Source organism: Gloeobacter violaceus PCC 7421 (assembly GCF_000011385.1).
GTDB classification, from domain to species: Bacteria; Cyanobacteriota; Cyanobacteriia; order Gloeobacterales; family Gloeobacteraceae; genus Gloeobacter; species Gloeobacter violaceus.
On the sequence record NC_005125.1, the window covers coordinates 703,702 to 726,668 of the forward strand.

The window sequence follows — 22,967 nt, forward strand, 5'->3', positions numbered from 1 at the left end:
CTCCTTAGCGGCGGCCGGTGGGGGTGGTATCGACCTCTTCGCGGGGGCGCTCCGGCAGGGCGAGGGGCTCGGGTTCCCCCTCGACGCGGTCGGGAACGTACTCGCGCTGGGCGAGGATGATTGCACCGACCATGGCCAGCAGCAGCAGCACCGAGGCCACTTCAAAGGGCAGCAAAAATTCGCTGAAGAAGCGCTTGCCGATCTCGACGACGGTGTTCATCGCCACCGGCTCCTGGATCTGCCAGGGAACCTGAAAGATGCAGACGGCCAAAAGCGCGAAAAGCCCCGCGCAGACCAGACCGGTCACGGCGTTGCGCGGCGAGAAGGCCGGCCGGTCGGTGGGGATGCGCTTGTTGACAAGCATGATCGCGAACAAGATAAGCACGTTGACCGCGCCGACGTAAATCAAAATCTGGGCGGCGGCGACAAAATCGGCGTTGAGCAGCACGTAGAGCCCGGCAGCACCAATAAAGACCAGGCCCAACAAAAAGGCGGAGTGGACCATGCTGCGCAGGAGCACCACCCCCGCCGCCCCACCGAGCACGATGGCGGTGAGGATGATAAACGAAACCAGTTGGACCCCTTCAGAAAATGTCACTCGCCCTCCTTCTTGTTGGCGTCGGTACCGCTGCTGTGGTCGGCCGGGCGCAACCGGGCGACGATCTCCTCGGGCAATTCCCCGGCGCGGCGGCTGCCGGGATCCTCGAGGTGGCCGTCCATGACTCCCTTGGGCAGATAGGCCAGTTCGCGAATGGGGCGCACCACCGGGTCGTCGGTGACCCGGGTGGGCAGCCGTCCGAGGGCGACATCGTCGTAGTTGAGTTCGTGGCGGTCGTAGACCGAAAGCTCGTACTCCTCGGTCATCGACAGGCAACTGGTGGGGCAGTACTCGACACAGTTGCCGCAAAAGATGCAGACGCCAAAATCGATCGAGTAGGAGTTGAGTTCTTTTTTCTTGGTCTCTTTGTTGAACTCGTAATCGACCACGGGCAGGTTGATCGGGCAGACGCGCACGCACACTTCGCAAGAAATGCACTTGGGCCGCTCGAAGTGGATGCGCCCGCGAAAGCGCTCCGACGGGATGAGCTTTTCGTATGGGTACTGGACGGTGACCGGTTTTCGGCGCATGTGGTCGAAGACGACCCCCATGCCCTGACCGATATACTTGGCCGATTCCAGCACATCCCTGGCATAGCCACCAACTTTTTCCAGGAACTTTACCATTGCTAATATGCTCATTCGAGATCACGCTTCATTTTAAGATCATTCGTTTACACAGGCCAGAAGCCCGCGCGCGGGGGAGCGGCTGACTGCCTCGGGAGCGAGCGCCTAAGATGAAAGCAGGGAGTACAAATCGATGACTTTCGCGGTGCCCAACTTCTTGCTGATCGCAGCCGCCGTCGCCCCAGCCCTGTTTTTGCTGGCTCTGCTCGCCCTGCTTCCCAAGAGCGTCACGCGCTGGGCGGCGCCGCGCCCGCTGTGGACCGTGGCCATCGCCACCCTCACCGGGGTGGGTTCGGCGTTTATCGCCCTGCCGGTCGAGATGCTGCTCACCTCCACCCCCTGGAGGATCACCAACCTTGGGGTGCTCGCGGTGTTCGCCCTGGTGGCGGCGGGGCTTGCGGAGGAGGGGGCCAAATATCTGGTCGTGCGCTTTTACAGCTGGCGGCTCGCGCCATTTCGCGAGCGCTACGACGGCCTGCTCTACGGCGGGGCGGTGGGGCTCGGCTTCGGGGCGCTCGAGAATGTGTTCTACGTCAGCGAAGGGGGCCTGGAGACCGCGATGGTGCGCGCCCTCACCGCCGTCCCCTTCCACGGCATGCTCGGGCTGGTGATGGGCTATTTTTTGGGCCGGGCCAAGGTGCGGCAACTGGCCGGGGAGCGCTGGGGCGGTCTGCACGCGCTGGGGCTTTTTTGGGCGGTGCTGCTCCATGGGCTCTACGACTTTTTTGCCTTTCAGGCAAGCCAGATAGCCCTGGTGCTGCTGAACGGCCTGCTGGTAGTCATGGCCCTCTGGTGCCTGCGGACAGTGATTTCCACGCGCGCGCTCTCCCCGAGTTGGGGCGGGTGCGAACCGGCTGCCCCCACCCCTTTCGTGCCGCCCCCGGCCGTGGCGCGCAACCCGATGCTGGCGGGGATCTTGGGTTTGGTTCCGGGCCTGGGTCAGTTCTACAACCGCGAGTGGCAGAAGGGCCTTTTTTTATTGGCGGCCGGGATCATCAACCTGGTGCTGCTCGCTTCGGTGTGGCTGCTCTTGAACGCTCCCCAGGCCGCGATTGAGGCGCTGTTCGTGCTGGCCGGTTTGAGTCTCGCCATCAAGCCGGAGCAGTTCATCCAGACGCTCGCGGCGGCGCCGGTGCTGCAGATTTTGCTTGCCCTCAACGCCGTCTTTTGTCTATTGAGCGCTTTTGATGCCTACCGCACCGCCCGCTCGGGCCGATTCGACTATCTAAAAGCGCCAGAAAAGCGCATCCGTTTTTTGCAAACATTCAGTGCTTCCTACGTCGGCCACGTGCTGTTGCTGTTTTTCGCGGTCCTGGTGCCGGTGATCGCCGGGGGCGGCCCCAAGGGCCAGGGGGAGCAGCCGGGGCAAATCGGCACGATCGAATTTGACCTGGTGACCACGCCCAAAAAACTCGACGGCTTCAGCGGCAAACCCGAGGGCACCGCCAAGGGCACCGCCAAGAAGAACGCTCCTAAAGTGGTCGCCCAAAAAAGCGCCCCGGTTCCCGTGCCGGGTCCGCAAGCTCCCAAGGCCCAGGAGGCGCAGGAGGCCAAGGGGCTGCCGCGCTCCTACAACGAATATCTCTCCTGGAAGATCCGCCGCTACCACGACCTGTACTTCGACCGGGTGGGCACCGGCCAGTACACGGTGGTGCAGTACGAGATCGACTCGGTGGGCAACGTCACCAACGTCCAGGTGCTTTACGACCACACCACCGCCCCGGGCGACGTGGCGGAAATGGCCGCTGAGACCGTGCGCCGCCTCGATCCGGCTTTGCCTTTGCCCAAGGGCATCCGCTCGGTGACGATCACCGAACTATTCTGGGACGGTTCGCCCATCGGCTCGCCCGGCTCCCTTGAGCAGCACCTGAGCGAACTGCCCGACGGGCGCGAGGTGATGCCTTACCCGCCTGAGCAGTCCTAGCGATCAAGGCAGAACCGCACCGGCCGCATCGCGCCTCTCCAGTTCTGCCGTCAGTTCCCGGCCGCCGGGGCAATCTTCGACCAGCGGGCAGGCCGTACAGCGGGGAGCACCCGCCACACAACACTGGCGGCCGTGCTCGACCATCAAGTTGTTCCAGCTGCGCCAGGCGTCGCGCGGCAGGCAGTCCATCAGATCGCGCTCGATTTTGGCGGCGTCGGTCGAGTCGGTCAGCCCCAACAGTTTTGAGATGCGCCGCACATGGGTATCGACCGCCACGCCCTCGACGATGCCGTGGCAGTCGGCAAGCACCAGATTGGCGATCTTGCGGGCCACCCCCGGCAGGGCGGTCAGTTCCGCCATCGTGGCCGGCACTTTGCCTGCGTGGCGTTCGAGCAAAAGCCGGCCGATGGCCGTCAAGTTGCGCGCCTTGGTGGGACCGAGACCGGTGGGGCGCACCAGGGGCAACAGCGCCTCGTAATCGGCGGCGGCGAAGGCGGCCGGGTCGGGATAGCGGGCGAACAGCGCCGGGGTGATTTTGTTGACCCGCTCGTCTCTGCACTGGGTGGCAAGCACCGTCGCCACCAGATACTCGAACGGGTTGGTGCTGCTGAGGCCCAGGGTGAGGCCCCGGGGATAGGCCACCTTCAGCTTTACCAGCAGACGCTCGGCCCGGGCGCGGCGCTCTTGCCGGATTGCACTCATCGGTTGCCGGGTGGAGGGACATTCTCAAAGATGCCACATCCTGGGTGGCCGGTTTTATCCATAGCGTGCAGTGTGCCCAGCTACGATAGGCTCAAGCCCCTTGGACCATCCGGCAGTGAGTGGATCTTTCGCCCGCCCCGACACCCTGGTCGGCCGCACGGTCGGCCGCTACCGTCTGGTGGAAAAAATCGGGGCGGGCGGCATGGGCTCGGTTTACCGGGCGGTGCACATCGAGATCGAAGATCTGGTGGTGGCCGTCAAGTTGCTCCTGCCCGGTTTGATTGACGACGAAGCGCTGCGCCGCCGCTTCAAGGACGAAGCGGCCATCTGTGCGCGCCTGAGCGAACGCAGCTCCCACATTGTTCAGATTCGCGACTACGGTATCCTCGAAGATCTCGACTTGCCGTACTTCACGATGGAATATCTGCAGGGCCGCTCGCTGCAGCACCTGATGCACAAGGTGGCCGCCCCCGTGCATCAGGGTCTGGCCATCGCCCGCCAGATCTGTCTGGGCCTGCGGGTCGCCCACGACATGAATGTCGTGCACCGCGACCTCAAGCCGAGCAATATCCACCTGATCCCCGACCTGCAACTGGGTGAGAAGGTCAAACTACTCGATTTTGGGATCGCCCGGTTGGTGCGAGACGCCCAGCGCGGTCCGCTCACCCAGGGGTATCTGGGCACCCCGCAGTATTCTGCGCCCGAACAGCTGCGGGGACTGGAAGTAGACGCCCGAGCGGACATTTACAGCCTCGGGATGATCTTGTACGAGCTTTTTTCTGGGGTCTGCCCGTTTGCGGTCGAAGATCAAAATTTCGAAACCTGGTACGTCCTGCACACCGAGGGCGAGCCGTCGCCGATGGCCGCCGCCAACCCCCGCCGACCGGTGCCCATGGCCATCGAGCAACTGGTGCTCCACTGCCTGGCCAAAAAACCGGCAGATCGCCCGGCAGGCGTGAGCGAAATCCTCGAACGGCTGGAGCTGGTCATGGGTCATCTGCCCCCTGCCCCGCCCGCCGCGGCCATCCCGCCGCCGCCTACCATCACCCTGAGTGCAGAGCAAGTGGCGCACCTGGAAAAACAACTGGCCACCCAGGTCGGACCGATTGCGCCGACGCTGGTGCGCCGGGCTCTGGGTTCCTCCCACACCCCCGGCGAACTGGTGGAGCAATTGGCGGCCCAACTGCCCGCTACCCAGCGCGAAAAGTTTAGCCGGACGGTACTGGCAAATCTATCCGCGCAAACATCTGCCGCCCCTTCCCCAGGGGTGCGCGAGGGTAGCGTTCCCCCGGTGCTGCGCCTCGATCCGCGCTTTGTCGAGCGCTGCGGGCACGAACTGAGCCGGTTGGTGGGACCCATCGCCGCTTTTTTGCTGCAGAGTGCCCTTAAAGAAACACCGCCCACCCCGGCGGTACTGGTGGAGCGGCTTGCCGCCCTGGTGGGCGATCAGGCCAAGGCCGAACAGCTGCGCCGGAAGCTGCTCTAGGCGCCCGGCTCAGCGCGGCTGCTGGTTGAGCAGTTTGAGGGCAATCTCCAGGCTCGACTTCATGCGGTTGAAGGCGGAGGCGAGCACACCAATTTCATCGGCGGCATCTTCGGCAAAGTCCGCCTCGGTCTTGCCGGTGCTCACCGCGTCGGCGGTGGCGGCCATGCGGCTGATGCGCAAGACGACGGTGCGCTTGAGCAGTTCGTTGACCAGAAACACCAGCACGGCGAAGATGCCCACCAGCACACCCACCACCAGCACCCACGAACGCTGGGCGCTTGCATAGACCTCGTCCACCGGTACCGAGATCACCTGGGCGGCAATCACCTGGCCCACCTTCCAGCCGAAGCCGTTGTCGGGGCCGTAGGTGATGATCAAATTCTTGGGGGCCACTTGCGGGGTGCTGTGGCATTGCAGGCAACTGGGAGAATCGACCTTGAGCGGCCGGGCGATATAGAAAACGTCGCCGCCCGGTTGGCTGCGAAAGCCGGTCAACTCTTTGATAGTTGGGTCGGCGGCGAAACGGGCCACCAGGGCCGCCTCAAAATCGTCGGCCTTGTCGCGCAGGTTGGTGGGGTTGGGGGCGGCTTCTTTGTAGACAAAATTGCGGTAGTCGCTGTTTTTGCGCAGACCCTCAAAGACCTCGTTGGCAGCAAAGCCCGAAGCCGTCTCGGAGATGAACACGGGTGAGGTCGCCGCTTTGTCTTTCAGCAAGGGTTTGATGCGGACGTCGGTGTAGTTGCGCACCGCGTTAATCGTCTGCAACAGAGCCGCCGCCTTGTCCGCCACTTCATCCTGGGCACGCTGCTCCAGTACCAGCGACAGGACCGTAGCACTCGCCACCAGACCGCCTGCGAAGACGACGATCGCCACCAGGCTGAATTTGGTCCTCAGCTTCAGATTTTTCAACATGGCTCGCTCCCATTCCGTGCTCGTCTGTTATTAGGTACGCTCAATAGGGCGTCGTGGCCCCAAGCGGGGCGACGCAAGCCGCAAAATAATCCTCCCGGGCTGCGCCGCAGGGCGCCTTACCATGGCAATGCTGTACAACAACTCCAAAGCAAAAAGCCGCGCAGCGACCCAAAGCTCCCCGTCGCGGCGGTGGTGGCTGCTGTGGCTGTTGCCGCTGTGGCTGGTAGCAGGCTGCTCCGAGGCGCCGGTGGAACGCATGGGCAAACTCACCCTCGGCACCGTCAGCTACGACGAGGGCCAGCAGACCCTCGATCGCTACGCGCGTTTCAAGGACTATCTGGCCCAACAGACCCAGAGCGTCGTCGAAGTCGAACCCGCCTACAACGAGCAGCGCGCCCTGGAGCGCATCCGCAGCCGCTCCTGGTCGCTGGTGTTCGCCTCCCCGGGGCTGACGGCCCTCGCCATCCAACAGGCCCAGTACGAGCCGCTCTTTCCGCTGCAGGGCGTCAACAACCGCCGCTCGATTTTGGTGGTGCGCAAAGACAGCCCCGTGCGCGCCATCGCCGATCTGGCCGACCGGCCGGTCGCCCTCGGCCAGGTCGGCTCGATCACCGGGTATTACTTTCCGCTCTACAACCTCTACGGGCTCACCCTCTCAGAACTGATGTTCGCCCCCACCCCGAGGATGGTGCTGGAGTGGGTCGCCTCCGGCAAAGCGGCCGCAGGCGCCCTCTCAAAAGAAGAGTTCGATCAACAGGCTGCCCAGATTGCCGGGGCAGCCTTTCGCATTCTGGCGGCCGACTCCCACGTAGTACCAACCGGCGCTCTGCTGGTCAGCCCTGCCATCGAGCGCAACCGCCAGGAACAACTGCGCAAAATCCTCCGCGAAACTCCGGGCATTCTCGCCCAGGAGGCCGGTTTTATCCCGAACGCTCCCCTACCCGACTACGGCTATCTCTTTTCGGTCGTCGAGCGGGTGCGCTCAATCTTTCCTGATACTCCCAATGCAGCCCAGCTCAAACCTGCCCGGCTTTTTAAACAGCAAAGCCGCTAGTGCGGAGGTTTCGCTGCGATTTATAAACAACCCGGCCGGGCGCAGGGCCATGATCTAAAATTGCAGAGCAAGACTTGATATATAAGTATACGGAGAACATTGCCATGGCAGATGAGCACGCGGTAGTGGGCACCTTTGCGAGCCACGATGACGCGGAAGCCGCCGTGCTGGCCCTTGAGAAGGCCGGTTTCGACATGCACAAGATCTCGATTATCGGCAAGGACTACCGGACTACCCAGCAGGTGCGCGGCTTTGTGACCTGGCGGGACACCGCCAAAGAAGGGGCGATTTCGGCGGGTTACTGGGGCGGCTTCTTCGGAGGGCTCTTCGGCATTCTGGTGGGGGCGGGGGTGCTGTTTATTCCCGGCGTCGGCCAGGTGGTCATTGCAGGCCCCATCGCCGGGGTACTGGCCGGTTGGCTCGAAGGATTGCTGTTGGGCGCGGCGGGCGGTGCGGCGGCGGGCGGTCTGGTGGGGGCGTTGGTCGGCCTGGGCATCCCCGAGGGCAAGGCGATCAAATACGACAGCGACATCCAGGCGGGCAAATTTTTGGTGCTGGTCACCGGCGGCGAGGAAGACCGCGCGCGGGCCGAGCAGGCGCTCGCAGCGGCCGGCCTGGCCACAGCGGAAGCGATAGCCTGATTTTCGCTTTGTCAGGTGTCCTGACAGCTATCGGGATGACAGGATTCGAACCTGCGACCTCAGAGTCCCAAACTCCGCGCGCTACCACCTGCGCCACATCCCGGCAGACCAGACCACTATAGCCAGAACGAACGTCGCCCTGGCGACTGCCGCCCCTTCCCGGTTGTGATAGCAATACTTTATGCTCAAACGATTCTACGTTTTTGGATCCTTCCATGCATAAAAAGCTGTGTGTGTGTGCCTTGACCCTTCTGGCTCCCCTGAGCTTTGCAGGGGCCTGGCACCTGTCCCTGCCCGCCGCCGCCCAGACCGGGCCGACCGATGTGCTGGTCTCCGGTCCGAGCGCAGTGGTCGATCCGGAATTCGACCAACAATTCGCGCGCTTCACCTGGAACGACGACAAGGGCAACGTCTGGATCGGCACGGTCGATCCGGCCACGGGCGATTTTTTGCCGCCTGCCGGCAACAACACTCTGGTGGACACCGGCGCGGTGCCGGTCGCCGTCTCCGGCAACGGTCCTGAGTGGGTTTACACCGCCGCCGGTCCCCAAATCGTCTACACCAAGTACGGAACCAACGGCCGCATTGCCGTCGCCCGCGCCCAGGAGAACGGCTCGGGCTGGGCGGGCGGGATCATCGAAAACGGCGAGAACCGCACCTTTCCCATCGGCAGCCAGGACCGCCGGGATCCGGCCCCCAGGCTTTCCTATGTCGGACGCAACAGTGCCGGCAAGCAGGTGACCCTCTGGCGCGAACTCGACGATGCCGCCTCCGAGGTAGAGGTTCCCAATGCCCTGCCGCCGGGCGGACGCTGGGTACCCGGCAGGCGCGAACTGGTCTTCATCGGCAAAGCCGGCCGGGGCCGACAGGCGTTTCGCTACGACGTCGATAGCCGACAACTCGAACAGCTCACTGACGACGCCGGCCAAAAATTCAATATCCTCATGTGGCAGGCCCCGGAGTTCGACGATGAGTACGTGTTTTTTACGCTGACCGACGAGACCTCGATCGGGGTATACCGCAAAATCGAAGGCACCTGGACGAAGATCAACACGCTCAAGCCGCCCGCGGCGGGCCAGTATCTCTGGTCGCCGGAAGTGTTTGTGCACAACGGCAAGTCCTACATTTTCATGGTGACTTCAACCAGCCGCGATCAAAATAGCCGCACTGTGCCGACCGATATCTGGATGGCGGGTATCGAGCCGGATGCGCCCTTCTACCGGCAGGTAAGCGATACGACCCTCAAAGTGCGCAAAGATCCGGAAGTATTCATCACCGCCCAGGGACCGTATATCTATTACCTTGCTTTGCCGGATCCGCAGACGAGTACGATCTACCGGGCGGACACAGGGCTGGGGGCCGCCCGGTAAATCGCTTTTAGCCGGTCTTGCCCACTGCCTCCTGGGGGCGGGCAGTCTCCTTGGCGGCCGAGGGCCGGCCTTTGCGGGCAGCGGCAGTGCTTAGCCAGTTGATACACTTTTTGGCGTAAAAGCTCGCTTGCTCCGGTGTCGAGACCAGGATCCGCGGTTCATGGTAGGTGCGGCCCTGCGGATCGGTCAGTTCGGCCAAGGTGCCATCGGCCACCGGGTACACGCGGATGGTCCAGCCTTTGTAGTGGATTGTCGGCATTTGGGGTAGCTCTCGGAGGTTGCGGAAGGGGGTAGCCCTGAGCGGCCGTGTCGCACCGTCAGAATTCCTGCACCCCTGGGCAACAGATTAAGAATTAATTGTGAAGATTTGGGGAAGAACCCGCCGCTGCTCAGTGTGCAGCCGGGTCGCCGATTTTGGGTTCGGTGCCCTGGAGCAACCGCTCGATATTGCCGCGGTGGCGCCAGACGATATAGATACCGCCCAAAAGACCGAACAGGGTAAACGGCAGCGGTGCCCGCCACAGATAAAAGCACAGGGGGGTGGCGGCGGCGGCGACTATGGAAGCGAACGAGACGATGCGGGTCACAGCGAAGCAGACGCCCCAGACGGCGGCCACGGTGAGCGCCACCGGCCAGTGCATGCCCAGCAGCAGACCGACGCTCACCGCCACCGACTTGCCCCCCCGAAAGGCGAGCCACACCGGCCAACTATGGCCGACGATGGCCGCGAGGCCGGCTCCCAGTACGATCCAGGCCCCGGCGTCTTCGCCGCCTGCCAGAGTACGGGCAAGCCAGACGGCAAAAAGCCCCTTGAAGACGTCGAACAGCAGTACTGCCGCCGCCGGTCCCCGGCCCAGGGTACGCAGCACGTTGGTAGCCCCGGTCGAACCGGAGCCGAATTCGCGGATGTCGATATTTTTGAGCCGGCGGCCGGCCAGATACCCCGCCGGCAGCGATCCGGCCAGGTAGGAGGCCGCCCAGATGCCGAGCGCCAGGGGCCAGTTCATCGCCGTTGCACCGCAGGCGGCAAGAATTTTTGGAGGCCCGCCACCAGTTGGCGGTGGCTGAAGAGCATCGGGATGAAGTGGGGGCTGTAGACCTCGCGAAAGTAAAACAAAATCGGCACTCCCGGCCAGAACACCCGCCAGCTGAGCCATTCGTTATACGGGAAGCTCACCACCCGGCGGCGGTACTGCCAGACTTCAAAGGCTTCCGCCCCAAAGACAATGCGCACGGTGACCGTCTGAAAGCCGAGAAAAAGCCCAAATACGATCAAAGCCACTCCCACCCCAAGCACCCAGCCGGTCGCCAGAACGCCCAGGGCGCTCACCGCCAGGCTCAGCCAGGGGCGCGGGGCGACGACGATCTTGCTCGTCTCGGGGGGCGCGAACGGGTCATTGGAGCGGAGGCGGTCCACGGGCGGTGCGCTGCGCAGGGCCGTCCCCATCGTACCGCGCCTGGGGGAAGCCCCCTCGTGCGGTTGGGGAACTTCCCTAGACGCCTTCCAGTCGGGGGGCAGGACCACCGGCCACCCCACTGAAGCGATGCAAGCGGCCTTGACTTGATGCGAGGGCGGACGCGATGGAATCGTTGACCCAACCGATTTCGATAGGTGCACTCATCGACGGGCGTTACCGCCTGACGCGCTATATCGACGGCGGCGGCATGGGCAAAGTTTACGAAGCTGTCGATACGCGCCTCGGGGATAAGGCCGTTGCCGTCAAGCTCCTGCAGCAGAATCTCAACGTCGATGACCGGCTTTTCGAGCAATTGCGCCGTCGCTTCGAGCAGGAGGCCCAACTGTGCGCCCTGCTGGGCGGCCAGCACGGCATCATCGCGGTGAGCGACTACGGTCTGGACGGTCCGCAGCCTTATCTGGTGATGGAGTACCTGGGGGCGGCCCCCAGGGGTCGCAGCCTGAAAGAACTGGTGAGCGCCGAAGGGCCGCTTTCCCCTGAGCGCACCGTCCGCCTGGCGGTGCAAATTTGCGAGAGTCTTCAGTACGCCCACGGTGTGCGCACCCACCTGGGGGGGCGGCAAATTACCGGGGTGGTGCACCGGGACATCAAACCCAGCAACATTTTTGTGATCGACCGCGCTCTGGTGGGCGAGACTACCAAGGTACTCGACTTCGGCATCGCCAAGGCGGTGAGCGATGTGACCATCGCCATGGGCACCAATATGGGTTTTGTCGGTACCTGCGACTATGCTTCTCCCGAGCAGTTGCGCGGTGAAGAACTCGACGCGCGCTCGGACATCTATTCGCTGGGCATCGTGCTCTATCAGATGCTCACCGGCCAGTTGCCTCTGCAGCCGAAGACCCACTCTTTCGCGGGCTGGTACCAGGCCCATAACCACGAAAGCCCTGTTCCCCTCCCCAGACTGGCGGTCGGCCAAGCGATTCCCCCCCGAGTGGCCGCCGTTGTGATGGCTTGCCTCGAAAAAGAGCCCGCCCGCCGCCCCGCCTCGATGCAGGAGTTGAGCCAGAGGCTGCAGGACGAGCTGCTCAAAGCCGCCCCCGCGCCGGTCGCCCCTGAGCGCGAAGCGCCCCCGCCCGCTTCCGATGAAGCGCTCGGGGCCGCCCTTGCCGCCGCCTGGCCGGTGCTGCGCGAGCGCATGGAGCGCTGGCGTTCGCAGGCGCTCGATCGACTTGAGAAGCTGCCGGGACGCATCCGGCTGGGTGTGGGCCTGCTCGCGGCGGCCCTCGCCCTGAAGACGGGCCGCCGAAAGTGCGACGATTGACTCGACCGTTCCAAATGCGACCATGAGCGCCATCAAAATCGGCATCCTCACCGCCTCCGACCGGGCGAGCGCCGGTGTCTACGAGGATCTCTCCGGCCCGGCCATCGTCGAGACTTTAAATAGCTTTTTGCTGAGTGCCTGGCAGCCGGTCTACCGGCTGATCGGCGACGAGCGCGCGCTCATCGAAGCGGAACTCATTTGCCTGATCGACGAAGCAGGTTGCTGCCTGGTGGTCACCACCGGCGGCACCGGCCCGGCGCTCCGCGACGTCACCCCTGAAGCCACCGAGGCGGTCTGCGAAAAGATGCTGCCGGGTTTTGGCGAACTGATGCGCGCCGTCTCGCTCAAGTACGTGCCCACGGCCATCCTTTCGAGGCAAACCGCCGGCATCCGCGGCGGTGCCCTGATTGTCAACCTGCCCGGCAAGCCCAAGTCGATTCGCGAGTGCCTGGAGGCGGTTTTTCCGGCGGTGCCCTACTGCATCGATCTGATCGGCGGCCCCTATCTGGAGACCAACCCCGAAATCATCCGCGCTTTCCGTCCCAGGTCTTAGGACAAATGGTACCGGTCGGATCTCTGATGGAGGAAGCGCCCGGCTTGCCGCGGCGCGGCGATTTCCAGCAAAGGAGAAGCGATGAAGATCACCCAACCGGAAGCATTGGCCTGCCTGAAGATCATGGTGCGCGTGGCGATGGCGGACGGCTATCTCAAGGAGGACGAACGCCTCGCCATCGGGCTTGCCAGTCGTTCGATGGGCCTGCGCGACGAGCTGAGCATCGAGACGCTGATGGTCAAAGAGGACAGCTTCGAAGAACTACTCGTCAAGGTGCAAAGCCCCGAGGCCCGCACTGCTCTACTCAAAGCCGCCGCCTCGATGTCCGCCGTGGACGGCGAGCGCAGCGCCGAGGAGCAGACAATGCTCGATCAAATTGAAGCCGCTTTTCGGGTGCCGAATCCAGGTGCTTGAAGCGGCAGGCCGAGCCCTGTGCTAGGGTCGGCGGTGCCGGTCCCGGAAGATGGTGCATGTCTCGCGTTTCGATTGTGATTCCGGCACTCAACGAAGCGACCAATCTCGGTCGAACTCTGCGGCTGCTAAAAGCGCTCGACCCGCCTGCCCATGAGATTTTGGTGGTCGACGGCGGCAGCGCCGACGGGACCGCCGCTGTCGCCCGTGCCTTCGGGTTGCGGGTGCTGGAGAGTCCTCGAGGGCGGGCGGTGCAGATGAACCTGGGGGGGGAAGCTGCCACCGGCGATATCTTGTGTTTTCTACACGCCGATACGTTGGTTCCGGACGACTGTGTGGAAGTAATGATGCGTACCCTGGCCGATCCGGGTACCGCCTGCGCCGGGTTCGTATCGCTGATGGCGGGGCCTGAGACGACCCGCTGGGGCATTTCGCTGCACAACTACCTCAAAACCTATTACGCGCCGCTGCTGTTTCGGCCGCGGCTGTTCTTCAAAGGGTTGCGGCTGCTGTTTGGTGATCAGGTCATCTTCTGCCGCCGTTCGCAGTTTCTGGAGTGCGGCGGCTTCGACCCGAAAATGGTGATCTTGGAAGAGGCAGATCTGTGCTTGAAAATGGTGCGCTTTGGCCGCATCCGTCAAATAAACCGGGTGGTGCACTCTTCAGATCGGCGTGTGGTCCGCTGGGGATCGTTCAAGGCTACGGCCGTCTACATGTACATTGGTTTTTTGTGGGGTCTGGGCGCCTCGCCCGCCTATCTGAAGCGCTTTTATGCCGATATTCGCTGAGGTAGTCGATGGGTAACGACTGTGGCCAGGCTGCAGATCGCCGCAGGATCGGTGCGGGCGGAGTTTGTCGATCTCGCGGCGCGACCTCAGGGAGGTAGCGGCATGCCCAGCGATTGGGCAAACCGCTGCAGCTTCTCGGGATTGCGGACGCTGTAGATGGTCTGGATACCCGCTTCGGTGATGTCGAAAGTCATGGCGCTCTGCAGATTTCCGGCGACAAGAAAGGCGATCCCCGACTGGCCGTTGATCACCGTCGGCATGAGCGTGAAGTGGCCCACCCGCCGCCTGAGGGCCACGAAGAACCGCGCCACCCGGGCAGCTCCCTGCAGGGGCCGGATCGTGGCTGCCACTTTGCCGCCGCCATCCCCGACCAGGGTAACCTCCGGGGCGAGTACCGCGAGCAGCCCTTCAAGATCCCCGCCGGAGCAGGCCTGGAGGAACCGGGCCACCAGCTTTTCGCTGTGCGGGCGCGACGATCGAAAGCGCGGCTGCCGCTCGGCCAGATGCCGTCGGGCACGTCTGAGGATCTGGCGGCAGTTGGCCGGGCTTTTATCCACGATCCGGGCAATCTCAGCGTGGTCGTACTCGAAGACCTCGCTGAGCAAGAACACCGCCCGCTCCAGCGGCGAAAGGCTTTCGAGCAGCACCAGAAACGCCATCGACAGCGAATCGGCCAGTTCGCTTTGCTGAAGCGGATCGGCGGCCGTCTGCGCGAGCGGTTCCGGCAGCCACGGTCCCACATACTGCTCGCGCCGAACGCGGGCGGAGCGCAGGTGGTCGATACTGAGGCGAGTGACGACGGCGGCCAGGTAAGACTTTTGCGATTGCACCCCTGCTGCGGATGCTTGCTGCCAGCGCAAGAATGTCTCCTGCACCATGTCCTCGGCGTCCGCGACGGTGCCGAGCATCCGGTAGGCGATTGCGAACAGCATTCCCCGATGCTGCTGGAAAGTCTCCAGATCATCCATGGCTGTCCTTTGTGCGGCCATGCTACTTCACCGCCTCACCCGCCAGGATGCCCCTTTGTCGCAGTTGGCGAAAGTGTTGCTCCTGGGTGCCCGCAACCAGGCCCGTGGCAACGGCCAGCCGATTCCAGGCATTGATGGCGATAACGGCCATCAGGAGTTTGCCTGCATCCTCCTGTGAAAAATGCTGGGCCAGTTCCGTGTACACAGCATCGGCGATACGTTCCTGGGCCATCTGGGTGAGCGCTTCGCCGAAGGCCAACGCGGCGCGTTCGGTTGGGGAGAAAAACGGTGCTTCCCGCCAGGCGGCGAGGGCGTGGAGGCGTTGCTCCGCCTCTCCGGCTTTTCTAGCCTCGGTCGTGTGCATGTCGAGGCAAAAGGCGCAGCCGTTCAGTTGGGAGGCGCGAATCTTGATCAGATCCAGGACCTTCGGGTCGAGGCCGCTGCTTTCGACGTAACTTCCCAGCCCCAGCAGGGCGCGGTAGGCGGCAGGTTCGATGTTCTCAAAGGCAAGGCGGTTGTCCATCTGGAAGCTCCGGTTGTATCGCTTGTATAAACAAGACGAAACGGCGGGTCCGGATGTGACAGGTGGCCTGGAATCGCTCTGAGCGATACCGATGTGGTCGATCATCGGACAGCGGCGCCACCCAGCAGAAATCGCACGGCCCGCCGGATGTAAGCCTCGTAGGGCTCTGCTGTGGGTTCGAAAATCAATGCGTGGAACATGATCCCGCTTACGAAGTCGAAGAACAGATCGTTGTCGGTGGCCGCACGGATCTCATTTCTGGCTTTGGCGCGCTCCAGGATGGCGCCGAAAGCTTCGCGGCGGGGCATCAAGTACTTTGTCGCGTAGATGCGGGCGAACTGGGGACTGCTCGTCGCCGAACTGATAATCATTGCCATCGTCTGGCGGGCAAGCGGGGTCTGCACCATCTGAATCGCTTCTGCCAGCAAGCTGTCGATGTCCGTCTGCAGGCTGCCGGTATCCGGGATCGCCACTTCCTGGCGCAACGTCTCGATGGCATCGGCGACCAGTTCTTCCTTGGAGGCGTACCGCCGGTAGATGGTCGGCTTGCTCACCCCGGCGCGAAGGGCAACGGCTTCGATGCTCATCGCCTGGTAGCCGACCTCCGCCAACAGTTCGGCCGCCGCTCCAAGAATAGCCTGGTCGGCCCGCGAACTGCGCGGTCGGCCCGGTGGATTTTTGGTCTGTTCGTTCTCGGCGCTCACCCCAGAAAGCATACCTTCCCCCAAGCACCGGCGGGCACTTGACCAGCAGATCTCGATTTACGATACTGTATCGTATCTTTATTATTCGAGTGGCAAGGAGAGCTTATGGACGGCAAGGCCCGCCCGCTTTACCTGGACAAAGGCAGCACCCAGACGCTGCGGGAGGGGCTTAAGGAGTACTACGCCGCCTACCCGAATCTTACCGACCCGAGGGAGCTTAATGAGGCGTTCGCCCGGATCATCCTGGCCCACGACGTATCGCATGTGGTGTATGGGTGCGACACGGGCATGTACGACGAACTGAAGTTGTTGCCTTTGACCTGGTGGACCAGCGATTATCACTTCAGCGATCATTTGCGCACGCTTCGAGATCCTACAATCGGCCCAGCGGTTGCGATCATGTACGGCGATTTGATCAAACAGCACGGGACGCTGTGGTTGTATAGCTCGATATTTGTCGAATTTCCAAAGTTGGTACCCGAACTAACAGCTCTGTGGTTGAGAAATCGCAGGCGGCAACGTTTTGTGCCGTTTCTACAATTCGAACCGCTGCTGGCTCGCACGCTGCTCGATATTCGCCAGGAATTTGAGCTGCTGCCGTTCATCGGGCGTACTGCGAGGTGTCGAATTCGTTGAAGACGATAATGCAGATAGCTGACAGGGTCACCCGGGAAAGGCAGGCAATCATAGTATTGACTTGCCGCCGTTGAAGAAATAACCTGTTCTTGAGCGCTTTGTGGGTACGAAATGTCAAGAGTTTCGTTCAGAGTAATCTCGACACCTGCTGCAGTATTGCTTGTATTTGCAATCTCAGGTCCGGTTTCCTGTCCCATGTTGGCTCAAACAAAGGGTGGCCCAGTAGGCAAAGCCGCCGTTGCCGAATTAATGCGCTCTCGCCAGTGCGTCTCGTGTAACTTGGCTGGTGCAAATCTAAGCAATATGGATTTGAGCGGCGTGGATCTGAGTTTTGCAAGCCTTCGGGCGGTAAACCTTCGGGGCAGTGATCTGACAGGTGCATTGTTGAACGGAGCCGACTTACGCGGGGCGAAGATCGAAGGAGCTAACCTTACAGGCGTGGGATGCTTCAACTGTCAACTCGGTGGTGCGAGCTTGCGTGGGGCGACAATGGCTGGGATGACCCTTTCCAATGCCGATCTTACCGGAGCTGATTTGTCCAATACGGATTTTGCCAGGGCTGGCGGTCTTGCCAGGAGCACCATAGGGGCCATCCTCCCAGATGGTACTATTTGCCGTCCGCCTGCCACCAGTCCTGGCGTATGCCCTTACCGTTGAGCCAATTTTTATTTCGAATCACGAGACTAGAAGTCTAGACAATAATTAGCAGTGGTACAACGACTGCTGAATATCGACGGCTATGCCATTCTCACTCTTGATAAAGCGACCGAAACCGTCAGGCTCAATCGAGATTTGCTATGGCGCCATTTCGACCTGGATGGCCGCAGGTAGCAATCACTGCTTCACAAATAAATGCGCTGCCGGATTGCCCACCAAGCCCAGCTTCCGGCGACGGCAATCAGCACGACGAGCCCCACGAGTTGCCAGGGCCAGTAGCTGGGTAACCCGTAGGGCCAGCGCAGAAAATCGACCACCGGCGCCAAGGGCAAAATTTCGGCAAAGTAGCGGCTCACCCCCGGCAGGTTGGTGCGCGGAAAATACGTCCCGCTCAAGGCAAACATCGGGATGATGAACAAAAACGTCGGCAAATTGACCTGGTCGATAATCCGCACCGTACCCGCCGTCACCAGACCGCAGGCGCCGAAGAGCATGCCGCCCAGCACCATCACCGGCAGCGAATAGAGCAGCCCCACCGGCGGATAGAGCCCCAGCAGCACGACCACCAGCCCGGTGGCGGATCCCCCGATGACCCCCTTGGTGGTCGCCCACAGCCAATCGCCCAAAAACACGTCGGTATAGCTCAAGGGTGCCGTGAGCAATGCCTGCCAGGTCTTCTGGAAACTCAGACGAATAAAACTGGCGTAGGCCCCTTCAAAAAACGACTGGAACAACACCGCCACCGCGATCATCCCCGGACCCAGAAACTGCGCATAGGTGAGCGTGCTGCCCAGGTACTCGAACGAACCAATCATGGGACCGAGCCCGGCACCGAAGGCAAACAGATACAGAATCGGCTCGCTCATCGGCGGCAGCAAGTTGGAGAGCCACGTGATCCGATAGACATCCGCGTGGCGGCGCCAGACCGAGTAGACTCCCCACGGTGAGACGGCGGCGGCAGTTGCGAGTGCTTTCACAGTCTCCCTCCGGTCAGCTGCAAGAAGACATCTTCTAAATTGGCCCGCCTGCGGGTGAGCCGGGCGGGCTTCAGTTCGACAATCGCCTGCCAGAGGGCTTCGCCGTCCGCCGGTAGCGGCACCAGGGTGCTCCCTCCAAACGGGCGTGTCCAGCTGCCCGAGCGCGCCGCCAGATCCGTCAGCAGCCGGGGATCGACCCCTTCGACCTCGGCCACCTCATGACCCACCTCCCGGGCGATCACCGTGCGCGGTTCGCCCTCGCCCACCACCTGGCCTTCTTTCATCAACAGCAACCGATCGCACAGCCTTTCGGCCTCGTCCATGTAATGGGTGGTCAGGAGCACACCGCGCCCGGCGGCGCGCAGCCCGGCCACCAGCCGCCAAAAATCCTGCCGGGCGTCGGGGTCGAGGCCCGTGGTCGGTTCGTCGAGGAAGACCACCTTCGGGTCGTTGATGAGCGCCCGGGCGAGTACCAATCGCCGCTTCATGCCCCCGGAGAGAGCCTCAGTCGAATCTTTGGCGCGCTCGGTCAGGCCCATCTGTGCGAGCAAAGCCATCGCCCGCTCGCGCGCTTCGCCGGCGCCCAAACGGTAGTAGCGGGCAAAGGTGAGCAGATTGCCCAACACGTCGAAGTCCGGGTCAAGGTTGTTTTCCTGCATGACCACGCCCATCAGCCGCCGTGCCTCACGGCCCTGGCGGCGCACATCGAAGGGTCCTAACGTCGCCTGGCCGGCCGTGGGCACTACCAGTCCGTAGAGCATACCCAGGGTGGTGCTTTTACCGGCACCGTTGGGACCCAACAGGCCCAGGATCTCGCCGGGGTGCAGGGCGAAACTGACGCCGCGCACCACCGCGCGATCGCCGTATTGCTTTTGTAGTTGCTGGGCAACGAGATCCACGCGCGTCGAGCTTTGCACGGCGTCTCCAGGCTAACACCGGCCCGACTCCTCCCCGGGGCGGATTGCGGCGGCTTCGCCCAGCCGGTAGCGTGAGACTGTCGATGCGCATCGGATAAGCAAGATGACATTCTCAGAACCGCCCAAACCCGAACAAAAAGAAGTGGCCAATCCTGCCCAGGAAATCCAGTCCCAGGGAGAAGACCTGGGTTACCAGCTGACCCCGGAATCGCTCAACACCCAGCCTACCCCCGAAGATCTGCTGCAGGCGGCGGCGGCCTACGCCCAGGCAGCCATGGGCTCCGGCTGCGACATTCGCGGCTTTCGCCAGGTCTCCGACTCGCCCGAGACATGGGAGGCGACCGTATCCAACGCCGGCAAGACCGGTGTGCTGGTGGCCAAGCGCGTCCCCGGCGGCTACGACCTGAAGGTCAAAAGCGACACCGTCCAGGGCATCTACGACTGAAATCCCCGCTTGTGGGTGTGCTGGGGCAACAACACGCCCCGGCACAGTGCAACCCTACCGTCAGGTGGCTTCGTTTGCGACCGGCCGATGACGGTCAATCCGGCAGGAAGGCCGCTCGGGCCATCCCTCGAAGTCGCCTGCAATCTCGCCCTTGAAGACCTCGAAGCCGTACTTGGGGAATTCGTCGCGATCGGGAAAGAAAATCTGCAAGATTGCCTCAGAAACGTACTGGGCCACCAGAGCAAACCACCGCATAACAAGCCTCCTGATCGCATGATCTTGGCGCGAGACTCATTAATTAGCATCGCTCGGCCATTTCGCTTCCGCTTTGCGATTAAAATACACAATCAACGCTCGGCCCATGTTCATCACCTTTGAAGGCGGCGAAGGCTGCGGCAAGACCACGCAACTTACTCTTTTAGGCGACTGGCTCGAAAAGCGGTGCCACCGGGTCGTGCGCACCCGCGAACCCGGCGGCACCGCCCTGGGCCGCTCGCTGCGCGGTCTGCTCCTCGATGCCCGGAGCGAAATCACCCCCACCGCCGAGTTGCTTCTGTACGCGACCGATCGGGCCGAGCACCTGGCGCGGGTCGTCCGCCCCGCCCTTGCCTCGGGTGCGGCAGTGCTGTGCGACCGCTTCTCTGATTCGACAGTGGCTTACCAGGGCTATGGCCGTGGTCTGGATCTGGGGCTCATCGAGCGACTCAACGCCATCGCCACCGGTGGGCTCCTCCCAGATCTGACTTTCTGGCTGAAACTCGATCCGCAGGCTGGACTGGTGCGGCGCCTCGCAAGCAACGGCAACACCCCCGATCGCATCGAAGCGGAAACGCTCGCCTTCCACCAGCGGGTGCACATGGGCTTCGCGGCCCTGGCAAATCGTTATCCGGGCCGCATCCGGCCCGTCGACGCCGGTCTGAGCGTCGAGGCGACCGCCGAACAGATCCGCTCTGCCGTAGATGTATTCTTGAATGAGAATCAATCTAAACTAGAGAAGTAGCCGAATTCGGCGGGAGAGTGTACTGATGGTCAAAGTTGTCGGTCTATGCGGAAGTTTGCGCCCGGGCTCCCATGCCGAAAAAGCGCTGCTGCTGGCTCTGGCGGCGGCGGCGGGGGCGGGTGCCGAGGTAGAGTATCTCGATTTCAAGCAGTTGAATCTGCCCTTCTGCCACGGCGGCGACGAGTACCCGGATCACCCGGACGTGGAAGTGCTCAAGCGCAAGGTTAAAGAGGCGGACGCACTGCTGATCGCCACACCCGAGTACCACGGCAGCTTCAGCGGCGTGATCAAAAACGCCCTGGATCTGATGAGTTTCGAGGAGCTTTCCGACAAAGTCTTCGGTCTGGTGAGCGTGCTGGGGGGCGGCCAGAACAACAACGCCCTCAACGATCTGCGCACGGTGGCCCGCTGGGTGCACGCCTGGGTGGTGCCTGAGCAGGTGGCGATCGGCCAAGCCTGGAAGCAGTTCGACGCCGAGGGCAACCTCACCGATCCCAAGCTCAAAGATCGCCTCGACAAACTCGCCTACGCCCTGGTCAAAGCCGCCCGTATGCTGCGCACGACCGCCTAAAATCCGCTCACCTGGCCGTCCTTGCGCATCTCGGAAGCACCGCGGTACACGCGGTTGACCTGGTCCCACTGGATGACCTGGTAGCCGCCGTAGGCTCCCGGGGAGGTGGCGGCAAGCCGGTGGCCCCGGCGGGCAAGCTCGGTACGGCTATCCTCCCCCACGCCGCTTTCGAGGTTAAGGGTGCCGCCATCGACCATCACCCGCCCGTCCGGGTCGTTGTCGCCAGTGTGGTAGTAGCGCGCCGCGTCCCCGGCCTGCTGCACGTCCATACCAAAGTCGATGATGTTGCATAGAATCTGGACGTGGCCCTGCGGCTGCATGTCACCCCCCATCACCCCAAAACTCATAAACGGCTCACCGTCTTTGCTCACAAAGGCCGGGATGATCGTGTGGAAGGGCCGCTTGCCGGGGGCATAGACGTTCGGGTGGCCGGGGGTGAGGCTAAATTGTGCACCGCGGTCCTGGAGCATAAAGCCGAGGCCGTCCGGAACCAGGCCGCTGCCCATGCCCACGTAGTTGCTCTGGATGAGCGAGACCATCATGCCGTCTTTGTCGGCGGTGGTGAGGTAGATCGTATCGGCGGCGGGGGGCAGACCCGCCGCCTGGCGCGACTGGGCGCGGTCCATGGCGATGAGCCGCCGCCGGTCGCTTGCGTAGGTCTTGTCGAGCAACCCGGCCACCGGCATCTTGCTGAAGTCCGGGTCGGCGTAGTAGCGCGCCCGGTCGGCGAAGGCGAGTTTTTTGGCTTCCACCTGCGCGTGCAGGTAGTCGGCGCTGTTGTGGCCCATTTTTTTGAGATCGAAGCCTTCGAGGATGTTAAGCATCTGTAGGGCCGCGATCCCCTGGCCGTTGGGCGGCAGTTCGTAGACGTCATAGCCTCGGTAATTGACCCGCACCGGCTCGACCCAGGTGCCGGTGTGCCGCTCGAAGTCGGTCCGGCGCAAATACCCCCCTACCCGCTGCATGTAAGCGTCGATGGTGTCGGCGATCTCGCCTTTGTAGAATACGTCCCGGCCGCCTTTGCCGATTTTTTCGAGTGTGAGCGCCAGATCCGGGTTGCGGAAGATTTCCCCCTCGGCGGGGGGGTTGCCGGCTATCAAGTAGGTCTTGCGAAAATTGGCCAGTTCGGGAATCTGGTCTTTGTCGCGCTCGAAGCGGCGGAGGTTGGACTGCCAGTAACCGGCGATCATCTGCGGCACCGGCACCCCCTCGCGGGCGTAACGGACAGCAGGAGCAAGCAGTTCGGCTATGGGCAATCGGCCGTAGCGGCCGTGCAGCATAAACCAACCGTCCACCGCCCCCGGCACCGTGACGGGCAGCGGCCCAAAAATCGGGATCGTCGGGCTCCCCCCAACCGCGCTTTTGAGTCGTTCGTAGTCGAGTCCCAGCGGCGAGCGGCCACTGGCGTTGAGGCCCGCGAGTTTGCGCGCTCTCGGATCCCAGACGATGGCGAATAGATCCCCACCGATGCCGTTGCCGGTAGGTTCCATCAATCCCAGGGCGGCGTTGGCGGCGATGGCGGCGTCGACAGCGCTGCCGCCTTTTTTAAGCACGTCGACGGCGATCTGGGTGGCCAGCGGGTGGCTGGTGGCAGCCATGCCGTTTTTGGCAATCACCGGGCTGCGCGTCGAAAAATAGGTTCCGCCTCGATCTCCACCGGGCAGGGCTGCCGCCGTAGCGGCACAACTGAGCACCAGCAGCGAAGCGAGCAGCAGGGCCGAGTGCAATTTCATCGCCTAATCATCCGAAACGGCAGTTAAAA

At 62.8% G+C, this 22,967-nt stretch carries 28 protein-coding genes and 1 tRNA gene; 14 read left to right on the forward strand and 15 right to left on the reverse strand.

The window, feature by feature from the left end; all coding sequences use genetic code 11:
- Nucleotides 1-4: 4 nt before the first annotated feature.
- The gene (locus tag GLL_RS03400; protein ID WP_011140655.1) at nt 5-598 is read right to left on the reverse strand and encodes an NADH-quinone oxidoreductase subunit J; all 594 of its coding nucleotides are present in this window, start codon (nt 596-598) and stop codon (nt 5-7) included.
- Complete coding sequence (gene ndhI, locus GLL_RS03405) at nt 595-1,224, reverse strand: NAD(P)H-quinone oxidoreductase subunit I (RefSeq protein ID WP_011140656.1); 630 nt, start codon at nt 1,222-1,224, stop codon at nt 595-597. Before ndhI ends, GLL_RS03400 begins: the two co-directional genes overlap by 4 nt.
- A gap of 133 nt (nt 1,225-1,357) precedes the next feature.
- Between ndhI and GLL_RS03410 the strand changes: the two genes are divergently transcribed.
- Nucleotides 1,358-3,148, forward strand: coding sequence for a PrsW family intramembrane metalloprotease (locus GLL_RS03410; protein WP_011140657.1), 1,791 nt, complete (start codon nt 1,358-1,360; stop codon nt 3,146-3,148).
- Between the two features lie 3 nt (nt 3,149-3,151).
- On the opposite strand, the gene nth is transcribed toward GLL_RS03410, so the two are convergent.
- Nucleotides 3,152-3,850: an endonuclease III domain-containing protein gene (gene nth, locus GLL_RS03415; RefSeq protein WP_011140658.1), complete on the reverse strand. Its 699-nt coding sequence runs from the start codon at nt 3,848-3,850 to the stop codon at nt 3,152-3,154.
- A gap of 115 nt (nt 3,851-3,965) precedes the next feature.
- Between nth and GLL_RS03420 the strand changes: the two genes are divergently transcribed.
- The gene (locus tag GLL_RS03420) at nt 3,966-5,336 is read left to right on the forward strand and encodes a serine/threonine-protein kinase (protein WP_011140659.1); all 1,371 of its coding nucleotides are present in this window, start codon (nt 3,966-3,968) and stop codon (nt 5,334-5,336) included.
- Between the two features lie 9 nt (nt 5,337-5,345).
- Here the strand turns inward: GLL_RS03420 and GLL_RS03425 are convergent, their stop codons facing one another.
- Entirely contained in the window at nt 5,346-6,248 is a 903-nt protein-coding gene (locus GLL_RS03425; protein ID WP_011140660.1) for a c-type heme family protein, read from the reverse strand.
- Between the two features lie 121 nt (nt 6,249-6,369).
- On the opposite strand from GLL_RS03425, the gene GLL_RS03430 reads away from it, so the two are divergent.
- Entirely contained in the window at nt 6,370-7,302 is a 933-nt protein-coding gene (locus GLL_RS03430) for a phosphate/phosphite/phosphonate ABC transporter substrate-binding protein (protein WP_011140661.1), read from the forward strand.
- A gap of 104 nt (nt 7,303-7,406) precedes the next feature.
- The gene (locus GLL_RS03435; protein ID WP_011140662.1) at nt 7,407-7,943 is read left to right on the forward strand and encodes a general stress protein; all 537 of its coding nucleotides are present in this window, start codon (nt 7,407-7,409) and stop codon (nt 7,941-7,943) included.
- A 30-nt stretch (nt 7,944-7,973) separates the two neighbouring features.
- Here the strand turns inward: GLL_RS03435 and GLL_RS03440 are convergent.
- Nucleotides 7,974-8,046, reverse strand: a tRNA-Pro gene (locus tag GLL_RS03440).
- 112 nt (nt 8,047-8,158) lie between these two features.
- Between GLL_RS03440 and GLL_RS03445 the strand changes: the two genes are divergently transcribed.
- Entirely contained in the window at nt 8,159-9,313 is a 1,155-nt protein-coding gene (locus tag GLL_RS03445; RefSeq protein ID WP_011140663.1) for a hypothetical protein, read from the forward strand.
- 7 nt (nt 9,314-9,320) lie between these two features.
- On the opposite strand, the gene GLL_RS03450 is transcribed toward GLL_RS03445, so the two are convergent.
- The 3 genes from GLL_RS03450 to GLL_RS03460 all read right to left on the reverse strand — a co-directional run bounded on the left by GLL_RS03450 (nt 9,321) and on the right by GLL_RS03460 (nt 10,730).
- The gene (locus tag GLL_RS03450; protein WP_011140664.1) at nt 9,321-9,572 is read right to left on the reverse strand and encodes a hypothetical protein; all 252 of its coding nucleotides are present in this window, start codon (nt 9,570-9,572) and stop codon (nt 9,321-9,323) included.
- A gap of 130 nt (nt 9,573-9,702) precedes the next feature.
- Nucleotides 9,703-10,320, reverse strand: coding sequence for a glycerol-3-phosphate 1-O-acyltransferase PlsY (gene plsY, locus GLL_RS03455; protein ID WP_011140665.1), 618 nt, complete (start codon nt 10,318-10,320; stop codon nt 9,703-9,705).
- A complete protein-coding gene (locus GLL_RS03460; protein ID WP_164928567.1) occupies nt 10,317-10,730 on the reverse strand; it encodes a DUF3119 family protein in 414 nt (137 codons plus the stop codon). The genes plsY and GLL_RS03460 overlap by 4 nt, the downstream gene beginning before the upstream one ends.
- A gap of 164 nt (nt 10,731-10,894) precedes the next feature.
- On the opposite strand from GLL_RS03460, the gene GLL_RS03465 reads away from it, so the two are divergent.
- The 4 genes from GLL_RS03465 to GLL_RS03480 all read left to right on the forward strand — a co-directional run bounded on the left by GLL_RS03465 (nt 10,895) and on the right by GLL_RS03480 (nt 13,807).
- A complete protein-coding gene (locus GLL_RS03465; protein ID WP_011140667.1) occupies nt 10,895-12,055 on the forward strand; it encodes a serine/threonine-protein kinase in 1,161 nt (386 codons plus the stop codon).
- A gap of 22 nt (nt 12,056-12,077) precedes the next feature.
- The gene (gene mog / locus GLL_RS03470; RefSeq protein WP_011140668.1) at nt 12,078-12,608 is read left to right on the forward strand and encodes a molybdopterin adenylyltransferase; all 531 of its coding nucleotides are present in this window, start codon (nt 12,078-12,080) and stop codon (nt 12,606-12,608) included.
- Between the two features lie 81 nt (nt 12,609-12,689).
- Nucleotides 12,690-13,022, forward strand: coding sequence for a TerB family tellurite resistance protein (locus GLL_RS03475; RefSeq protein WP_011140669.1), 333 nt, complete (start codon nt 12,690-12,692; stop codon nt 13,020-13,022).
- 56 nt (nt 13,023-13,078) lie between these two features.
- On the forward strand, nt 13,079-13,807 hold the full coding sequence (locus tag GLL_RS03480) for a TIGR04283 family arsenosugar biosynthesis glycosyltransferase (protein ID WP_011140670.1): 729 nt from the start codon (nt 13,079-13,081) through the stop codon (nt 13,805-13,807).
- Nucleotides 13,808-13,893: 86 nt separating this feature from the next.
- On the opposite strand, the gene GLL_RS03485 is transcribed toward GLL_RS03480, so the two are convergent.
- The 3 genes from GLL_RS03485 to GLL_RS03495 form a co-directional block, all read right to left on the reverse strand.
- A complete protein-coding gene (locus tag GLL_RS03485) occupies nt 13,894-14,796 on the reverse strand; it encodes an RNA polymerase sigma-70 factor (protein ID WP_011140671.1) in 903 nt (300 codons plus the stop codon).
- A gap of 1 nt (nt 14,797) precedes the next feature.
- Nucleotides 14,798-15,298, reverse strand: coding sequence for a carboxymuconolactone decarboxylase family protein (locus GLL_RS03490; RefSeq protein WP_164928568.1), 501 nt, complete (start codon nt 15,296-15,298; stop codon nt 14,798-14,800).
- 101 nt (nt 15,299-15,399) lie between these two features.
- Complete coding sequence (locus tag GLL_RS03495; RefSeq protein ID WP_011140673.1) at nt 15,400-16,014, reverse strand: TetR/AcrR family transcriptional regulator; 615 nt, start codon at nt 16,012-16,014, stop codon at nt 15,400-15,402.
- Nucleotides 16,015-16,107: 93 nt separating this feature from the next.
- On the opposite strand from GLL_RS03495, the gene GLL_RS03500 reads away from it, so the two are divergent.
- Nucleotides 16,108-16,638, forward strand: coding sequence for a hypothetical protein (locus tag GLL_RS03500; RefSeq protein ID WP_011140674.1), 531 nt, complete (start codon nt 16,108-16,110; stop codon nt 16,636-16,638).
- A 249-nt stretch (nt 16,639-16,887) separates the two neighbouring features.
- Nucleotides 16,888-17,295 (forward strand): pentapeptide repeat-containing protein, encoded by a 408-nt coding sequence (locus GLL_RS23610; protein ID WP_407920011.1) that lies wholly within the window; start codon nt 16,888-16,890, stop codon nt 17,293-17,295.
- Nucleotides 17,296-17,480: 185 nt separating this feature from the next.
- Here GLL_RS23610 and GLL_RS03510 read toward each other — a convergent pair whose 3' ends face one another.
- The gene (locus GLL_RS03510; RefSeq protein ID WP_011140676.1) at nt 17,481-18,272 is read right to left on the reverse strand and encodes an ABC transporter permease; all 792 of its coding nucleotides are present in this window, start codon (nt 18,270-18,272) and stop codon (nt 17,481-17,483) included.
- The gene (locus GLL_RS03515; protein ID WP_011140677.1) at nt 18,269-19,189 is read right to left on the reverse strand and encodes an ABC transporter ATP-binding protein; all 921 of its coding nucleotides are present in this window, start codon (nt 19,187-19,189) and stop codon (nt 18,269-18,271) included. The genes GLL_RS03510 and GLL_RS03515 overlap by 4 nt, the downstream gene beginning before the upstream one ends.
- Before the next feature lie 103 nt (nt 19,190-19,292).
- Between GLL_RS03515 and GLL_RS03520 the strand changes: the two genes are divergently transcribed.
- Nucleotides 19,293-19,634, forward strand: coding sequence for a hypothetical protein (locus GLL_RS03520; RefSeq protein ID WP_011140678.1), 342 nt, complete (start codon nt 19,293-19,295; stop codon nt 19,632-19,634).
- Nucleotides 19,635-19,694: 60 nt separating this feature from the next.
- Here the strand turns inward: GLL_RS03520 and GLL_RS22885 are convergent, their stop codons facing one another.
- Nucleotides 19,695-19,889, reverse strand: a complete 195-nt coding sequence (locus tag GLL_RS22885; protein ID WP_011140679.1) for a hypothetical protein — start codon at nt 19,887-19,889, stop codon at nt 19,695-19,697.
- A gap of 106 nt (nt 19,890-19,995) precedes the next feature.
- Here GLL_RS22885 and tmk point away from each other — a divergent pair, with 106 nt between their 5' ends.
- Together tmk and GLL_RS03535 are read left to right on the forward strand one after the other, a co-directional pair.
- Nucleotides 19,996-20,634 carry a dTMP kinase gene (gene tmk, locus GLL_RS03530; RefSeq protein WP_011140680.1) on the forward strand — a complete coding sequence of 213 codons (639 nt, stop codon included), beginning with the start codon at nt 19,996-19,998 and terminating at the stop codon, nt 20,632-20,634.
- Nucleotides 20,635-20,659: 25 nt separating this feature from the next.
- Nucleotides 20,660-21,205, forward strand: coding sequence for an NADPH-dependent FMN reductase (locus GLL_RS03535; protein WP_011140681.1), 546 nt, complete (start codon nt 20,660-20,662; stop codon nt 21,203-21,205).
- On the opposite strand, the gene ggt is transcribed toward GLL_RS03535, so the two are convergent.
- Nucleotides 21,202-22,938 carry a gamma-glutamyltransferase gene (gene ggt / locus GLL_RS03540; RefSeq protein ID WP_011140682.1) on the reverse strand — a complete coding sequence of 579 codons (1,737 nt, stop codon included), beginning with the start codon at nt 22,936-22,938 and terminating at the stop codon, nt 21,202-21,204. The two genes, GLL_RS03535 and ggt, sit on opposite strands and share 4 nt — an antisense overlap.
- Nucleotides 22,939-22,967: the final 29 nt, after the last annotated feature.

Excerpts from the sequence above, each read along its gene's own strand:
- ndhI (WP_011140656.1), bottom strand. The coding sequence starts at position 1,224 with ATGGTAAAGTTCCTGGAAAAAGTTGGTGGCTATGCCAGGGATGTGCTG.
- GLL_RS03410 (WP_011140657.1), top strand. The coding sequence starts at position 1,358 with ATGACTTTCGCGGTGCCCAACTTCTTGCTGATCGCAGCCGCCGTCGCC.
- nth (WP_011140658.1), bottom strand. The coding sequence starts at position 3,850 with ATGAGTGCAATCCGGCAAGAGCGCCGCGCCCGGGCCGAGCGTCTGCTG.
- GLL_RS03425 (WP_011140660.1), bottom strand. The coding sequence starts at position 6,248 with ATGTTGAAAAATCTGAAGCTGAGGACCAAATTCAGCCTGGTGGCGATC.
- GLL_RS03430 (WP_011140661.1), top strand. The coding sequence starts at position 6,370 with ATGGCAATGCTGTACAACAACTCCAAAGCAAAAAGCCGCGCAGCGACC.
- GLL_RS03435 (WP_011140662.1), top strand. The coding sequence starts at position 7,407 with ATGGCAGATGAGCACGCGGTAGTGGGCACCTTTGCGAGCCACGATGAC.
- GLL_RS03445 (WP_011140663.1), top strand. The coding sequence starts at position 8,159 with ATGCATAAAAAGCTGTGTGTGTGTGCCTTGACCCTTCTGGCTCCCCTG.
- GLL_RS03450 (WP_011140664.1), bottom strand. The coding sequence starts at position 9,572 with ATGCCGACAATCCACTACAAAGGCTGGACCATCCGCGTGTACCCGGTG.
- plsY (WP_011140665.1), bottom strand. The coding sequence starts at position 10,320 with ATGAACTGGCCCCTGGCGCTCGGCATCTGGGCGGCCTCCTACCTGGCC.
- GLL_RS03465 (WP_011140667.1), top strand. The coding sequence starts at position 10,895 with ATGGAATCGTTGACCCAACCGATTTCGATAGGTGCACTCATCGACGGG.
- mog (WP_011140668.1), top strand. The coding sequence starts at position 12,078 with ATGAGCGCCATCAAAATCGGCATCCTCACCGCCTCCGACCGGGCGAGC.
- GLL_RS03475 (WP_011140669.1), top strand. The coding sequence starts at position 12,690 with ATGAAGATCACCCAACCGGAAGCATTGGCCTGCCTGAAGATCATGGTG.
- GLL_RS03480 (WP_011140670.1), top strand. The coding sequence starts at position 13,079 with ATGTCTCGCGTTTCGATTGTGATTCCGGCACTCAACGAAGCGACCAAT.
- GLL_RS03485 (WP_011140671.1), bottom strand. The coding sequence starts at position 14,796 with ATGGCCGCACAAAGGACAGCCATGGATGATCTGGAGACTTTCCAGCAG.
- GLL_RS03490 (WP_164928568.1), bottom strand. The coding sequence starts at position 15,298 with ATGGACAACCGCCTTGCCTTTGAGAACATCGAACCTGCCGCCTACCGC.
- GLL_RS03495 (WP_011140673.1), bottom strand. The coding sequence starts at position 16,014 with ATGCTTTCTGGGGTGAGCGCCGAGAACGAACAGACCAAAAATCCACCG.
- GLL_RS03500 (WP_011140674.1), top strand. The coding sequence starts at position 16,108 with ATGGACGGCAAGGCCCGCCCGCTTTACCTGGACAAAGGCAGCACCCAG.
- GLL_RS23610 (WP_407920011.1), top strand. The coding sequence starts at position 16,888 with ATGCGCTCTCGCCAGTGCGTCTCGTGTAACTTGGCTGGTGCAAATCTA.
- GLL_RS03520 (WP_011140678.1), top strand. The coding sequence starts at position 19,293 with ATGACATTCTCAGAACCGCCCAAACCCGAACAAAAAGAAGTGGCCAAT.
- GLL_RS22885 (WP_011140679.1), bottom strand. The coding sequence starts at position 19,889 with ATGCGGTGGTTTGCTCTGGTGGCCCAGTACGTTTCTGAGGCAATCTTG.
- tmk (WP_011140680.1), top strand. The coding sequence starts at position 19,996 with ATGTTCATCACCTTTGAAGGCGGCGAAGGCTGCGGCAAGACCACGCAA.
- GLL_RS03535 (WP_011140681.1), top strand. The coding sequence starts at position 20,660 with ATGGTCAAAGTTGTCGGTCTATGCGGAAGTTTGCGCCCGGGCTCCCAT.
- ggt (WP_011140682.1), bottom strand. The coding sequence starts at position 22,938 with ATGAAATTGCACTCGGCCCTGCTGCTCGCTTCGCTGCTGGTGCTCAGT.